Source organism: uncultured Tessaracoccus sp., assembly GCF_947286155.1.
Classification (GTDB): Bacteria; Actinomycetota; Actinomycetes; order Propionibacteriales; family Propionibacteriaceae; genus Arachnia.
In genome coordinates this window covers 1-13136 of the sequence record NZ_CAMYPD010000020.1, presented here as the reverse complement: position 1 = coordinate 13136, position 13136 = coordinate 1, and the positions used below count along the sequence as shown (strand labels likewise).

Here is a 13136-nt window from a genome sequence, read left to right as displayed (position 1 = left end):
CCCTGGGACGCAATCCCAAGGCAAGAAGTACACAAACTGGAAGTTGGTCTGCGTCCGTGACTACGTACACCCCCAAGCCAGGCGAAATCGCCAGGAACTGGTATGTGATTGATGCCGAGGATGTTGTCCTCGGACGTCTCGCGGTAACTGCCGCAACGTTGCTGCGTGGCAAGCACAAGGCCACTTTCGCCCCGCACGTCGACGGCGGCGACTTCGTGATTGTCGTCAATGCGTCGAAGATCGCGCTCACCGGCGACAAGGCTCAGAAGTCGATGCGCTACTCTCACTCCGGCCGTCCGGGCGGATTGAAGCAGTCCTCCATCGGCGAGCTGCTGGAGAAGAACCCGCGCAAGGCTGTCGAGCGCGCGGTTTGGGGCATGCTGCCGAAGAACAAGCTGTCGCGTCAGCTCATCGGCAAGCTCAAGGTGTACGCCGGCCCTGAGCACCCCCATGCTGCGCAGAAGCCGCAGCCGTACGAGATCACCCAGATCGCCCAGTAACGAGAGCGCAGAGACATATATATGAGCACTGAAGTTGTCGAGGAGACCGTGAGCGAAGAGATCACGCCGTTCACCGATGAAGAGAATCGCGAGATCGCCTACCGCTCCGATTCCAACCCGGCCGCCGCTGAAGGCGCCCAGTCTCGGCCCGCCGTCGTGGCCCCTGGTCAGGCCGTCGGCCGTCGTAAGCAGGCTATCGCCCGCGTCCGAATCATCCCCGGTTCCGGTTCGTGGTCCATCAACGGCCGCACTCTGGAAGACTACTTCCCCAACAAGCTGCATCAGCAGGCCATCAACGAGCCCTTCGTCGTCGCCGGCCTCGTCGGCTCCTACGACGTCGTAGCCCGCATCGTGGGTGGCGGCCCGTCAGGTCAGGCCGGTGCGCTGCGCCTGGCTATCGCCCGCGCGCTGAACGCCGTCGACGCTGAGGCTTCGCGCCCCGCACTCAAGAAGGCCGGGCTGCTCACCCGCGACGCCCGCGTGCCCGAGCGCAAGAAGGCTGGTCTCAAGAAGGCCCGCAAGGCGCCTCAGTACAGCAAGCGCTGATCAACGCTCATTCGATGTGGGGCAGGTCCGGCAAGGGCCTGCCCCACAGTTGTTTTCGGCGACGGTCGTGCCTCGAGGCGCGGGTATCGCCAGAGAAACTGCAAAACTCGCCATTAGTGGTAAGGCTCACGCTCAGCTCCCGCGTGAGGGCATCCACTGATGGTGAGTTTTGCAGTTTTGGCCGTCGACACCGCTGCGGTTTCAGGGTGGGTGACGGGCGGCTCCTCGCCAAGAACGCGGTATCGCGAGTACTGTTGCGTTTTATGGCACGTCTTTTTGGAACCGACGGCGCTCGCGGCACCGCCAACGTCGAGCTCACTGCGGAATTGGCGCTCGACCTTTCCGTCGCCGCTGCGCACATCTTGGGTGAAGCCGGAGCGCTTCGCAGCACAAAACCTTTCGCCGTGGTAGGGCGCGACCCGCGTGCCAGCGGCGAGTTCCTCGAAGCCGCGGTTGTGGCCGGGCTGGCCTCGGCGGGCATCGACGTGGTGCTCGTCGACGTACTACCGACGCCAGGCGTCGCGTTCCTGGTAGACGAAATCAATGCTGACTTAGGTGTGATGATCTCCGCTTCACACAACGCGATGCCTGACAACGGCATCAAGTTCTTCTCCCGTGGTGGTGTGAAGCTTGCCGACGACCTCGAGGACGCTATCGAATCGCACATGGGTGAGGAATGGACGCGCCCCACGGGCGCGGCGGTTGGCCGGGTTCGCTCCGATGTCAGCCTCCACCAGAAGTACGTCGATCACCTGACCAACTCGCTCGGTGACACCTCGCTGGAGGGGCTCACCGTCGTAATCGATACGGCCAACGGCGCGGCCTCGACCACCGCGATCGAAGCGTTCCAGGCCAAGGGCGCGCAGGTCATCCCGATGCACAACCACCCAGACGGCATCAACATCAACGACAAGTGTGGCTCCACCCATATGGAGTCGCTCATGGCGCGCGTCACGGAAGTGGGAGCCGACCTCGGCATCGCCCTCGATGGGGACGCCGACCGCTGCCTCGCTGTCGATGCCGATGGCAACCTCGTCAACGGTGACCAAATTTTGGCGATCCTCGCGGTTGCCATGAAGGAAGAGCACCGCCTCATCTCGGACACGCTCGTCGCCACCGTGATGAGCAACCTCGGCTTGGTGAAGGCCATGCGTGAGCACGGCATCCGCGTCGACCAGACCAAGGTGGGCGACCGCTACGTCCTCGAATCGATGAACGCCAACGGCTTCGCGCTCGGCGGTGAGCAGTCCGGGCACGTCATCATCAACGAGTTTGCGAACACCGGCGACGGCACCCTCACCGGCCTGCACCTGGCGGCTCGGATGGTGAAGACGGGCAAGCCGCTTGCTGAACTCGCCAAGGTTATGACGGTGTTCCCGCAGGCGCTCATCAATGTCCGGGGCGTCGACAAGCTGCGCGCAGGCGTCGATAACGATGTCAACCGCGCCGTCGCAGACGCCTCCATGCAACTGGGCGACACCGGCCGTGTGTTGCTGCGGCCGTCAGGCACGGAGCCGGTGGTGCGCGTCATGGTAGAAGCGCCCACGCAGGAAGAGGCCGACTCCATCGCGGAGTCGCTCGCCGACGTCGTCCGCGAACGACTCACGCTCTAACGCCCACGAGAGCCACACACCAACACAATCCAACAGGGAAGAGGAATCAACTGATGCAAGCCGAACCAGCGGTACAGCGCGCACTCCTGCGCCTGGCCGAACTCGACTCCGACATCGCTCGCGTGACGCATCTCGCGAAGTCGCTGCCGCAGCATCAGGCAATCGCCTCGCTGATGGAACAGCGTCGGGAACTCTCCGACGAGTTCACCGCAGCCACCACCAACGCCGACGACCTGGATGTTGCCGCGCGTCGTGCGGAATCCGATCTGGTGCCGGTGCGGGCCCGGCTCGAGCGTGACCAGCAGCGCCTCGACGACGGCAGCGTCACCGATGCGAAGGCCGTGCAGGGGCTCGTCGCCGAGATCGAACACCTCACCGGGCGCATCGCGACGTTGGAAGACGAGCAGCTGGAAGCGATGACCCGGGCCGAGGAAGCCGCGAAGCACCGCGACCAGCTTGCCCAGAAGAAGGAAGCCGTCGAGCAGGAGTTGCGCGACGAGGTCACCGCCAGGGATACGGCCGTGGCGGAACTCAAAGCGGAGGCGGTCGGTGTGACGCAGTCTCGTAAGGAGCTCGCATCGAAGCTGCAGGGCCCGTTGCTCGATCTTTACGAGAAGATTCGCGCGGCGTCGGGTTCGGGCGCCGGGGCCCTCACCGGCGGGCGATGCGGGGGCTGCCAGTTGCAGCTGAACGTGTCGGACCTCAACGACATCCAGCAGGCGCCCGCCAACGCGGTGCTGCGCTGCCCGGAATGCGACCGCATCCTGGTGCGCACCAAGGAGCAGTGAACCTGCCATGCGCCACCATCGCCTCAACGAAGTGCCGGAGAAGGCGCGCTCCGCGATAGCGAAGCTACAGCGCAAGCTGGAGTTGCCGCTCGAGTTCCCGAAGGCGGTGCTCGACCAGGCAGAGCAGCTGCGCCAACACCCACCTGCGTGCGAGGAACACGTCGACAGGACCGACATCGAGTTCGTCACGATTGATCCGGCATCGTCGATGGACCTCGATCAGGCGATGCACATCGCACGGGAGGACGACGGCTTCGTCGTGCACTACGCGATCGCTGACGTGGGGCACTGGGTGGAGCCGGGCTCGCCGATCGACGTCGAGGCACATCGTCGCGGGCAGACCCTCTATGCACCGGGGGCCCGTGTTCCGCTGCATCCGCCGGCGCTGTCGGAGGACGCGGCGTCGCTCTTGGCGGACGACCGGCCTCGTCCGGCGGTGTTGTGGAGCCACCATCTCGACGGTGAGGGCCGGGTGCGGGAGGCTACCGTCGAGCGCGCGCTGGTGCGCAACCGAGCGAAGCTCAACTACGACCAGGTACAGGCCGACGTCGACGCCGACCGCGCGCATCCGAGCGTCGCGCTGCTGCCCGAGGTGGGCAGGCTGCGCCAGAAGCTGGAGCAGGAGCGGGGCGGCATCTCCCTCAACCTGCCGGAGCAAGAGATCGTCGAGATTGAGGACGCCTGGAGCCTCACGTTTCGCACGCTGCACCCCGTCGAGGATTGGAACGCGCAGATCTCGCTGCTGACGGGGTTTGTGGCCGCTCAGATGCAGATCGACGGCGGCACCGGCGTGTTGCGCACCCTCCCCGCAGCCGAGCCAGAATCCGTCCGACGGCTGAAGCGTGCGGCGGCCACTATCGGCGTGCCATGGGATGACGCGGAAACGTACCCTGACTTCGTGCGACGCCTCGATCCGAACGATCCCCAGCAACTGGCTGTGCTGATGAAGTGCACCGTGTTGTTCCGCGGCGCCGACTACCGCACGTTCACAGGTGGCGCGCCCGACGGCGACCTCGCTCAGGCTGCGCTCGGCGCCCCCTACACACACACGACGGCACCCCTGCGTCGACTGGTCGACCGCTACGTGCTGGAAATCTGTCTCGCCCATGCCCAAGGCCAAGACATTCCGCAGTGGGCGCTGGATGGGCTCGACGATCTCCCTGAGCTAATGCGTGAGTCGGGCAGGCGTGCGCGGGCGTACGAGCGCGGCGTGATGGACATCGCGGAAGCGCTGGTGCTCGTGGGCTGCGAGGGGCAGATGATGGAGGGGGTTCTCGTCGACGTGAATCCCAAGAATAAGCGTGGCGTCGTGCAGATTTTCGAGTCGGCGGTGGAACTAGCCGTGACGGCCAAACCGAGCGACGTCGGCGAGGTGATTCGCGTGCGGATCGACCGCGTCGATGTGGAGCAGGGGAACGTGAAACTGACTCGGGTGAACTAATCACTGCACGCGAGCGAACGCCTCGACCTGCTCAATCTTGCCGACGACCTGGATGAGGTCACCTTCGTTGACGATGGTGTCGCTCACGATGGGCATCCAGCCCAGCGACGGCGACTTCACGGCCACGGGCTTCACCTTGTATTTCCGCCAGCAGAGCGCTTCGTCGATGGCGCCGCCCGCAAGAGCTGCCGGTACCTCGGTGCGAACGAGGGCGAAGTCGGTGCCGATCTCGATGAAGTCGAGCAGCGCGCCGCGGACGCGGTGGGCGATGCGTCTGCCCATCTCCGTTTCCGGGTAGACGACGTGGTGGGCGCCCAGCTGGCTGAGAATGCGGCCATGGGGGATGCTCGTCGCCTTCGCCCACACGTCGGGCACACCCATGTCGAGCAGCAGCGAGCAGGTGAGGATGCTGGCCTCGAGCTTCGACCCGATGGAGACCACGACCTTGTCGAACTCGGCGAGGGAGAGTTCCTGGAGGGCGACCTCGTCGGTGGTATCTGCCTGGACCACATTGGTGAGCTGGCCGTTGAAGCGCTGGACGACCTCTTCGTCGGCATCGATGCCGAACACCTCCGCGCCGATGCCCATGAGCTCCAGGGCTACTGACGCGCCGAAACGCCCGAGGCCGATGACGGCGACGGAGTCTGCGCGCTTGTCGTGGACGGAGCGCCTAGAGAGTCTGTTAACCAATGATCGGCCTTTCCTTGGGAAGCTGATAGTGCCGCTTCGTGGTGGGTGCTGCGAGTGCCGTGGCGACGGTGATGGGGCCGAGCCGCCCCACGATCATAAGGGCGATGAGGACCAGCTGGCATGCGGGGTTGAGCTGCGCAGTGATCCCCGTCGACAGCCCGACGGTGCCGAACGCGGAGATGGCTTCGAACAGTGATTGGTCGAGCGAGAACGGCGAGAGCACGAGGAGCGCGAGCGTCGCTAATCCGACGACGGCGGAGGCGAGCAACGCGACGGTGATCGCCTGCCGGTGCAGCGAGCGGGACAGGCGACGGCCGAAGATGTTGACGGCGCTGTCACCCCGGATTTCTGCCCAAGCGATGAACAGCAAGACGAAGAACGTCGTGATCTTGATACCGCCTGCGGTGCCCGCTGGGCCGCCGCCGATGAACATCAGCATGTCCATGCCGAACAGCGTCGAATCGTGGAGTGAGCCGATGTCGACGGAGTTGAAGCCGGCGGTGCGGGTCTGGACGGCTTGGAACGCCCCGGCGAGGATGCGGGAGTGCCAGGGGAGTTCGCCCAGCGTCTTTGGGTTGTTCCACTCGAGCACGATGACGTAGAGCGACGAGAGCACGAGTAGCACCGCGGTGCCGAACAACACCATGCGGGTGTGCATGGTCCACCGGTGTGGATGCCGGTACGCCCTGGCGAGTTGGTGCAGCACGGGGAACCCGAGCCCGCCGACGATGATGGCGCCCATGATGGGAAGGCAGATGCCCCAGTCGCCGACGAAGGGCGTCATGTTGCCGGGGAACAGCGAGAACCCGGCGTTGTTGAACGACGACACCGCGTGGAAGAGCCCGTACCAGATGGAATCGCCGACGGAGTACCCCAGCGTGAGCAGTCGGATGATGAGCAGTGCCATGACGATGCCCTCGATCACGAGGCCGGTGACGAGAACCCGTCGCAGTAGTGGGCGAAGCCCGCCGACGGAACCGTGCGCTTCGGTCGCCGCCGTGATGCGGCTGCCCAGCGAGACTTTCCCCATCACGCGCAGGCTCAGCAGCGTCGCGAAGCTCATGACGCCGAAGCCGCCGATTTGGATGAGGACCATGATGACGACGTGCCCGAATGGGGTCCAGTACGTGGGCACGTCGACGTCGGACAGCCCCGTGACGCACAGCGCCGACGTGGCTGTGAACAGCGCCGGTAGGAGAGGGATGCCGCCGGGGGACTGGGTGGAGATGGGGAGCATCAACAGCCCGGTGCCAAGGATGAGCGCCAGTAAGAAACCGAACAGGATGGTGCGCGTCGGACGCGAGCCCCTGAAGGGAAGAGCCACGAATGATGAGTGTACGCCGTTGTGGGTGCGACGCTGCTATGCGGCGTCGATAGAATGGTCTGTTGGACGAGTCGGCCGGGTGATCGCGGCCCTGATACAGGGCTGAGGAAAGTCCGGGCTCCGTAGAGCAAGGTGGTGGGTAACGCCCACCCGGGGTGACCCGCGGGATAGTGCCACAGAAAACAGACCGCCCGGCAACGGGTAAGGGTGAAACGGAGGTGTAAGAGACCCCCAGCGTCCCAGGTGACTGGGGCGGCTTGGTAAACCCCACCTGGAGCAAGACCAAGAAGGCCGGTTCCACCGGCTGCGGACACCGCCAGAGCGCTGCTCGCGCGAGGTGCCCGGGTAGGTTGCATGAGCGACGCGGCAACGCGCCGCCTCAGATAGATGATCACCGACAACAGGACCCGGCTTACAGGCCGGCTCGTCCCCTCCTCGTCGTGGTATCACCCTTGGTGGACGGTGTTTTGCGTTGTCAGACCGCCTTTCGGGGACTGTTAGGGATTGTGTGGAAACGTACGGAAATGTACGAGAACGTAGCGCAAAACGAGGGAGCTCGTGGTCTCGTAGCGCACACGCAGCGCACGCGGTCGGGTGGGCTTCGGGTGCAGCGTCTCTAAGAGCTGTACAGGCCGACTCGTCACCTCCTCGTCGTGGCGGTTGGGCGCTGCTCATTCCGCTGGTTGAGTAGCGAGCGAAGCTCGCGTATCGAAACCACACCCGCCTAGGTGGCAGATTCCCGTCCATGTTTGGGCGCATTTCTGCCACTGAAGCTCATCTGGGGTTATCTCGACTCGCTGCCTTCGGCAGCGGCTCAATCATCGGGGGGTGTCCCTATGTTGTTTGTCAAGCTGCGAGGGTGACGGGTTTGGGGTTGGGCGAGGGTGTTGGTGGTTGGTAAGGGGTGCCGTCTCGGAGCATGGCGTAGATGACGTTGCATCGTCGGCGGGCGAGGCAGATGATGGCGGCGTTGTGGCGTTTCCCTTCGGCACGTTTGCGTTGGTAGTAGGTCTTGGATGCGGGGTCGCGGGTGGAGGCGATCCAGGCGGAGTAGAAGAGGGCGTTCTTGAGGCGTTTGTTGCCTGCTCTGGATGGGTATTCACCGCGGATGGAGGAGCCGGAGCGTCTGGTGATAGGGGCGATGCCGGCGTAGGCGGCGAGATGGCTGGCGGTGGCGAAGCTGGAGCCGTCGCCGATGGCGAGGAGGATCTGTGCGGCGGTCTTGATGCCGATGGTGGGCATGCTCATCAAGACCTTGGAGAGAGGGAAGTCGGCGAGCATGGCTTCGACTTCTTGTGCGACGGTGGCGCGTTGGGTCTTGAGCTCGACGACTTGCGCGGCGATGCGGGGGATGATGCTCTCGACGGCGCGGGTGGCGGGGACGGTCACGGTTTGTTCCTCGAGTGCGGTGAAGATGCGGTCGATGAGCTGGCCTGGATTCCGGTAGCGGTGGGTCCGGGCGTAGCGCAGGACGCGGGTCTTCCCGGCCGTGGCGAGACCGGTGGGGCCGGCGTATTTGATCAACAGGTTCAGCGCGAGTTCGCTGCTGAGGGTGGTGCCGGTGAAGACCCGTTCGAGGGCGGGGTGGATCTGTGTGAGCAGCGAACGGAGCCGGTTCAGCGCGCGGGTGCATTCGTGGGCGAGGTCTTCGTCGAAGCCGGAGAGGACTTTCAACGCGGACAGAGTTTCGCTGTTCTGATCGACCTGCCGGAGTGTGTGGGGCATGGTACGGGCGGTGTCAGCGATGATGAATGCGTCTTTGGCGTCGGTCTTTGCCCGGACGGGATAGAGGTCGGCGGCTTTGCGCATGGCCAGACCGGGCAGGTAGGCGACCTCGCAGCCAGCGTCACGGGCGACTGCGACCGGGAGCGCGCCGATTGTGTTGGGTTGATCGACCACCAGCAGTACTCGGCCGTGGTCGAGTAGCGTGGTGAACAGTGCGCGGAGTTTGGCCTCGTCTTGTGGGAGGGGTTTGTCGAAGATCTTCTTCCCGGTGGGATCGAGCGCGCAGGCGTGGTGCTCGGTCTTGCCGACGTCCAGGCCAATGGTGATTGCAAATGGTGTCTTCCATGGTGGCTCTCCTCAATGAGAGTTTCTGGCTGGTCGCAGTCGTGACACCCACTGCCGGCACCCACGTTACGGTGAGACCTCAGCAATGCTGGGCCGTGTCCCTATCAGCGGTCAACGAGTGTCTCTCGGTCGGGTGGCAACACCCCCCGGACCATCAATGGCAGGGCGAGACAGCCATGCCCGACCGAGCGACCAGATCCCCGACGTTCGAGGACTCTTCCAAGGTAACGGGTGTGCGTCGGCTAAAGGATTGGGTGCCCAGCCTTGGCGGTTGAGTAGCGGGCGTAGCTCGCGTATCGAAACCGGATTTGCTGGGCTCGGCCCCTCTTGCCATCAGTCGTGGGCTTTTAGGGGAGGGGAGAGCTGGGAGCGTAGACCCGAACCGAGTGCCTTGTTTCGGGCGATACGGCCAAGATTGCCGTGAACGTATGGGAACCCGCCTGGCGAACCACCTAGAGCTATGCCTTGCCTAAGTTGGATTGTGTGAGGCACAATGGATGTGTGGAGTTGAGGTTCACACAGGCGGCTCGCAAGCACCGAGTCGGCAAAGCCCACGTCCGCCACGTCGTGGCCACAACCGAGCCCACACCGACCACCACCAAACGCGGTGACGCGGGATGGCTCTACATCGGAGTCGACGACCGAGAATGCGAACTCGAAATCATCGCCGTCGAAATACCCGAAGGCCTCCTCGTCATCCACGCCATGCCTACGGCGCTGAGAGGATACTGACATGCGTGAAGCACCCAAGGTGACCCTGGATACCCCCATTGGGTCCGACGTTGATCTCGACACTGAAGATGTGCGCACCAGTACCGGGCGACGTCTGACGGATGAGGTGGTGGGGGAGTTCGTCGAGGCAGCCGCAGAAGCCCGTAGCGCGGGGCGGCCGTCGCTGAGCGCTCCCGGCGTCCACTCTCCATCCGTCACTGTCCGTCTTCCAGAGGAGCTCAGCGCCAAGCTGGATCGCGCGGTCGCCAGCACCGGAAAACGACGCTCCCAGATCGTGCGTGAAGCCCTCGAAGCGGCACTCGTGTGACTATCAATCTTGAGCAGGGCGCCAGCGCAGAATTGGTCCCTTAGGTGATATATCGCGTTGTTGGGGCATGTTTAGGGAATGCGAGCGTGCTTTTGGAAAGGTGCGGACCGACGAGATGCGCAGCAGCCTCCAGGGAGAACCCCTTGGACGCGGCAACCTGACTGTGCAAGTCCCTCAGCTTGAACACTTCGAGTTCTTGCTTGAGCTGCGCATTCGCCTTGGTCGCCTTCTCCAGCTCCGACAGGTTGGCCTTCTCGGCCTTTGCCTTCAGCTTGTCATAGTCAGCGAACTTCGTCCGCTCGCGAGCCAGCCGGTCACCCAGAAGCGCGTTGAGCTGCTCCTGCGACGTGATCGGCTGAAACTCGGGCTTCGCCTGCTCGGGCTGGCCATGAGAAACCCCGCAGGAACACCTACTGGGCCTGGCGTTGGTGGCTGCCGAGGGCGCCGACTCCTCCACGCCCGAAGGTGCAGGTTATTCAGACCCGGTGCAACGCCGGTTGCTGACACCCAAGCTTGAGTGGGGTAGAGTAGTGCAGGCAGGAGCCGCAGACCCGGGATGTAGTTGAAACAGGACTACAGCAAAACCGGAGCGTCACGGCTCCTGCATTACTGCAGGCTTTCGAGATGGCCATCCCAGAAGGCCCAGAGCTCGAAGCCGGGATTGCCTTCGGGCGCGAGCTTCCGCAAGCTACGTAGTTCCTTGGTGGCTGGACGAATGTCCCCGAAGTCGACCATGAAGATGCGCATACCCTTCACGAGATTGTACTTGATGTAGCGCTTCATCGTCCCCGGCTTGCCTGTTCGCTTGAGTTCGAGGAGGCAACCCGGCTCCTATTCGAAGTCGCTTTGAGCTGGAATGCGACCGGTTGCGTCTACGCCCCCTTGGGGTACCCATCGCAGTATTTCGTGTTCATCCGCGATGAACGCCTCCTCGAACTCGATCTCGTGCGGCTTCATCTCCGCTCCCGTCGTGTCGAAGGGGAGCGCGTCTTGGATGGTGCCGTCACCAAGCTCACGCATCTGCGCCAAGATGTTCTTCAGGTTCGGCTCGAGTCCCTTCTCCTCGCAGGCCTTCCGAGCCTCCTCGTAGAGCGCCTTCTACTGCCGCTCAGCGTGAGACGGCTCCCAATCGTCGAACACCTCAGCCATAGTGCAGCCGCAATTGTCGTGATACCTCTCACCCAGCGAACGAGAACCGCGAGGTGTAGTCAGTGCGAGTCGCGAGCATTGCGCAAAACGCGCACGGGTGACCACCACTCACCCGTCGCCAGCGCTGACCATTCGCCGCATACACGTATTGGCTTCAGCTCGTTGTTCGAGCGTCTGAGAATATTGGCGAGTAAGTCGATGCGCTCAGCTGGAGAGGACCACGCCGATGATGACCGTAAGTGTGATCGCCGAACGCGGCGACGGTGTGTGGGTTCTTGAATCTGATAACGGTGCTGTCAGCCAGGCGCACACACTCAGCCAGGCGGAGGAAGAGATGCGTGAGCCAGTCGCTCATCTTGTTGGAATGCCCGAGTCCGAAATTGAGATCGCCCTCGAAGTCATCAGACCAGAATCGCTGGGGTGGTAAATCCCCGCGTTGGGGGTGGCAAATCATCGCGCTAGGGGTGGTAAAACCTCGCGCTGAGGGTGGCAAATCCTCGCGCTGTAATCGTAGTATGGGTTCATGACACTGTCAGAACGCGAGGTCCCACGCCATGCCGTGATGCTAGCCCGGGAGATTCTCGAAGATTCCCCACTGCTCGTTGTGCAGGGCGCAAGGCAGGTGGGGAAATCAACGCTGTTGAAGCAAGCCCTCTCGTCAAAAGATGCTCATTTCATCTCTCTGGACGACACACTTGAGCGTAGTTTTGCACAGCTGGACCCAGCCTCCTTCCTGGCTCAGCAGCCGGAAAAGACGTTGGTCATTGACGAAGCGCAGAGAGTGCCATCTCTTGCTCTCGAGCTGAAGCGCACGATCGACGCTGATCGTCGCCCGGGTCGATTTGCAGTGACCGGGTCATCCGATTTGCTCCGCACGCCTGGGGTTTCTGATTCCCTTGCTGGGCGCGCCGAGTTTCTACGCCTGTACCCATTCACGCCCGGAGAGATGATCGAGCGTGCCCATCCAGAGGATTGGGTTGCATGGATCCTCAATGGTGCAGAGAACGTTGCTGGGGGCGCGTCAAGTCAGGGTTTCACGAGCGGCGAGACGCTTCGACAGATCGTCGTCGAAGGTGGTTACCCGGTACCTGCTCAACGCGACGGAGAGCGGCGAAAAGCTCGTTGGTTCGACTCGTATCTCAGCTCCTTAGTGCAACACGATGCCGCTGAACTTGGGGCGGGAGATTTCCCTGAGCATCTGTCTGCGCTCTTGCGGTACTTAGCGGCACAGGGCCAATCGGAGCTTGTCAAAGCGAAGACTGCGAGGGCGCTAGGCGTGAGCGAGACAGCGCTCACGAGTTACTTGAGTCTTGCAGAGCGCATGTACCTCATCGACTCCACTCCTGGCTGGGGCATCGGATTTACCAACCGCACTGTGAAGCGCCCCAAGGTGGCGATCGCTGATTCAGGGCTGGCGTGTTTCCTGGCGGGGCTCACCGTCGATAAAGCCCGGGCTGCCGGTGGTGCAGAACTGTTTGGCGCTGTGCTGGAAGGGTTTGTAGCGACGCAACTGCGCGCTCAGGCTGCTTGGTCGAAGGAGCGCTACACCGTTCATCACTTCCGCGAACGAGACCGTGAAGTAGATCTGCTCGTTGAACTTGCGGACTCTCGGCTGGTTCTCATCGAGGTGAAGGCGGCGGTGTCCGTGGACGAGCGCGCATGGCAGAACCTGGATGCTGTCGCTACGCGCCTGGGTGATCGAGTGGCCGCACGGGTTCTTTGCTACACAGGCTCACGCGCGATAACCCTCAATCGCGGTGATGGTCCTCCTCTCTACGTGCTGCCCGTCGCCACGCTCTGGGAGCATCCTTGAGCTGGTAGTCGGGGGACCTTGTAATCTGCAGAGCTTTTGGCGCTCAAGATGATTTCGACCCGCTGCCTTGGGCAGCGGATCAAGCATCGGATGCGGCGTGTCGAAACCCGTTGCTGCTGTCTCTTATACACATCTGACGCTGCCGACGACTCCTTACGTGTAG

General features: G+C 63.2%; 15 protein-coding genes and 1 other RNA gene. 10 read left to right on the top strand and 6 right to left on the bottom strand.

The genetic code is table 11. The features are described from left to right. Positions 1-56 precede the first annotated feature (56 nt). From rplM to Q0X68_RS06630, 5 genes are all read left to right on the top strand, one after another. Positions 57-500 (top strand): 50S ribosomal protein L13, encoded by a 444-nt coding sequence (gene rplM, locus Q0X68_RS06650; protein ID WP_297749292.1) that lies wholly within the window; start codon positions 57-59, stop codon positions 498-500. Positions 501-521: 21 nt separating this feature from the next. Beyond that, positions 522-1046 carry a 30S ribosomal protein S9 gene (gene rpsI / locus Q0X68_RS06645; protein WP_297749289.1) on the top strand — a complete coding sequence of 175 codons (525 nt, stop codon included), beginning with the start codon at positions 522-524 and terminating at the stop codon, positions 1044-1046. A gap of 263 nt (positions 1047-1309) precedes the next feature. Beyond that, positions 1310-2659, top strand: coding sequence for a phosphoglucosamine mutase (glmM, locus tag Q0X68_RS06640; RefSeq protein WP_297749286.1), 1350 nt, complete (start codon positions 1310-1312; stop codon positions 2657-2659). A gap of 53 nt (positions 2660-2712) precedes the next feature. After that, the gene (locus Q0X68_RS06635) at positions 2713-3447 is read left to right on the top strand and encodes a zinc ribbon domain-containing protein (RefSeq protein ID WP_297749283.1); all 735 of its coding nucleotides are present in this window, start codon (positions 2713-2715) and stop codon (positions 3445-3447) included. A 7-nt stretch (positions 3448-3454) separates the two neighbouring features. After that, complete coding sequence (locus tag Q0X68_RS06630) at positions 3455-4888, top strand: RNB domain-containing ribonuclease (protein WP_297749280.1); 1434 nt, start codon at positions 3455-3457, stop codon at positions 4886-4888. Here Q0X68_RS06630 and Q0X68_RS06625 read toward each other — a convergent pair whose 3' ends face one another. Continuing rightward, the gene (locus tag Q0X68_RS06625) at positions 4889-5578 is read right to left on the bottom strand and encodes a TrkA family potassium uptake protein (protein ID WP_297749277.1); all 690 of its coding nucleotides are present in this window, start codon (positions 5576-5578) and stop codon (positions 4889-4891) included. It lies immediately after the preceding gene. Continuing rightward, the gene (locus Q0X68_RS06620) at positions 5571-6902 is read right to left on the bottom strand and encodes a TrkH family potassium uptake protein (protein WP_297749274.1); all 1332 of its coding nucleotides are present in this window, start codon (positions 6900-6902) and stop codon (positions 5571-5573) included. The genes Q0X68_RS06625 and Q0X68_RS06620 overlap by 8 nt, the downstream gene beginning before the upstream one ends. 67 nt (positions 6903-6969) lie before the next feature. Here Q0X68_RS06620 and rnpB point away from each other — a divergent pair. After that, positions 6970-7333, top strand: an RNA gene (rnpB, locus tag Q0X68_RS06615) — RNase P RNA component class A. A 415-nt stretch (positions 7334-7748) separates the two neighbouring features. On the opposite strand, the gene Q0X68_RS06610 is transcribed toward rnpB, so the two are convergent. Further along, positions 7749-8954, bottom strand: a complete 1206-nt coding sequence (locus Q0X68_RS06610; RefSeq protein ID WP_297749390.1) for an IS110 family transposase — start codon at positions 8952-8954, stop codon at positions 7749-7751. 519 nt (positions 8955-9473) lie between these two features. On the opposite strand from Q0X68_RS06610, the gene Q0X68_RS06605 reads away from it, so the two are divergent. Further along, the gene (locus Q0X68_RS06605) at positions 9474-9704 is read left to right on the top strand and encodes a hypothetical protein (protein ID WP_297749271.1); all 231 of its coding nucleotides are present in this window, start codon (positions 9474-9476) and stop codon (positions 9702-9704) included. Between the two features lie 94 nt (positions 9705-9798). Then, complete coding sequence (locus tag Q0X68_RS06600; RefSeq protein WP_231974614.1) at positions 9799-10011, top strand: ribbon-helix-helix domain-containing protein; 213 nt, start codon at positions 9799-9801, stop codon at positions 10009-10011. 40 nt (positions 10012-10051) lie between these two features. On the opposite strand, the gene Q0X68_RS06595 is transcribed toward Q0X68_RS06600, so the two are convergent. The 3 genes from Q0X68_RS06595 to Q0X68_RS06585 form a co-directional block, all read right to left on the bottom strand. Further along, positions 10052-10468, bottom strand: a complete 417-nt coding sequence (locus Q0X68_RS06595; protein ID WP_108869942.1) for a hypothetical protein — start codon at positions 10466-10468, stop codon at positions 10052-10054. Between the two features lie 149 nt (positions 10469-10617). Continuing rightward, entirely contained in the window at positions 10618-10794 is a 177-nt protein-coding gene (locus Q0X68_RS06590; RefSeq protein WP_159087288.1) for a hypothetical protein, read from the bottom strand. Positions 10795-10842: 48 nt separating this feature from the next. Next, on the bottom strand, positions 10843-11031 hold the full coding sequence (locus tag Q0X68_RS06585) for a hypothetical protein (protein ID WP_159087287.1): 189 nt from the start codon (positions 11029-11031) through the stop codon (positions 10843-10845). Positions 11032-11386: 355 nt separating this feature from the next. Here Q0X68_RS06585 and Q0X68_RS06580 point away from each other — a divergent pair, with 355 nt between their 5' ends. Both Q0X68_RS06580 and Q0X68_RS06575 read left to right on the top strand, forming a co-directional pair. Then, positions 11387-11587 carry a hypothetical protein gene (locus Q0X68_RS06580; RefSeq protein ID WP_108869938.1) on the top strand — a complete coding sequence of 67 codons (201 nt, stop codon included), beginning with the start codon at positions 11387-11389 and terminating at the stop codon, positions 11585-11587. Positions 11588-11683: 96 nt separating this feature from the next. Beyond that, positions 11684-12973, top strand: coding sequence for an ATP-binding protein (locus Q0X68_RS06575; RefSeq protein ID WP_108869936.1), 1290 nt, complete (start codon positions 11684-11686; stop codon positions 12971-12973). Positions 12974-13136 lie beyond the last annotated feature (163 nt).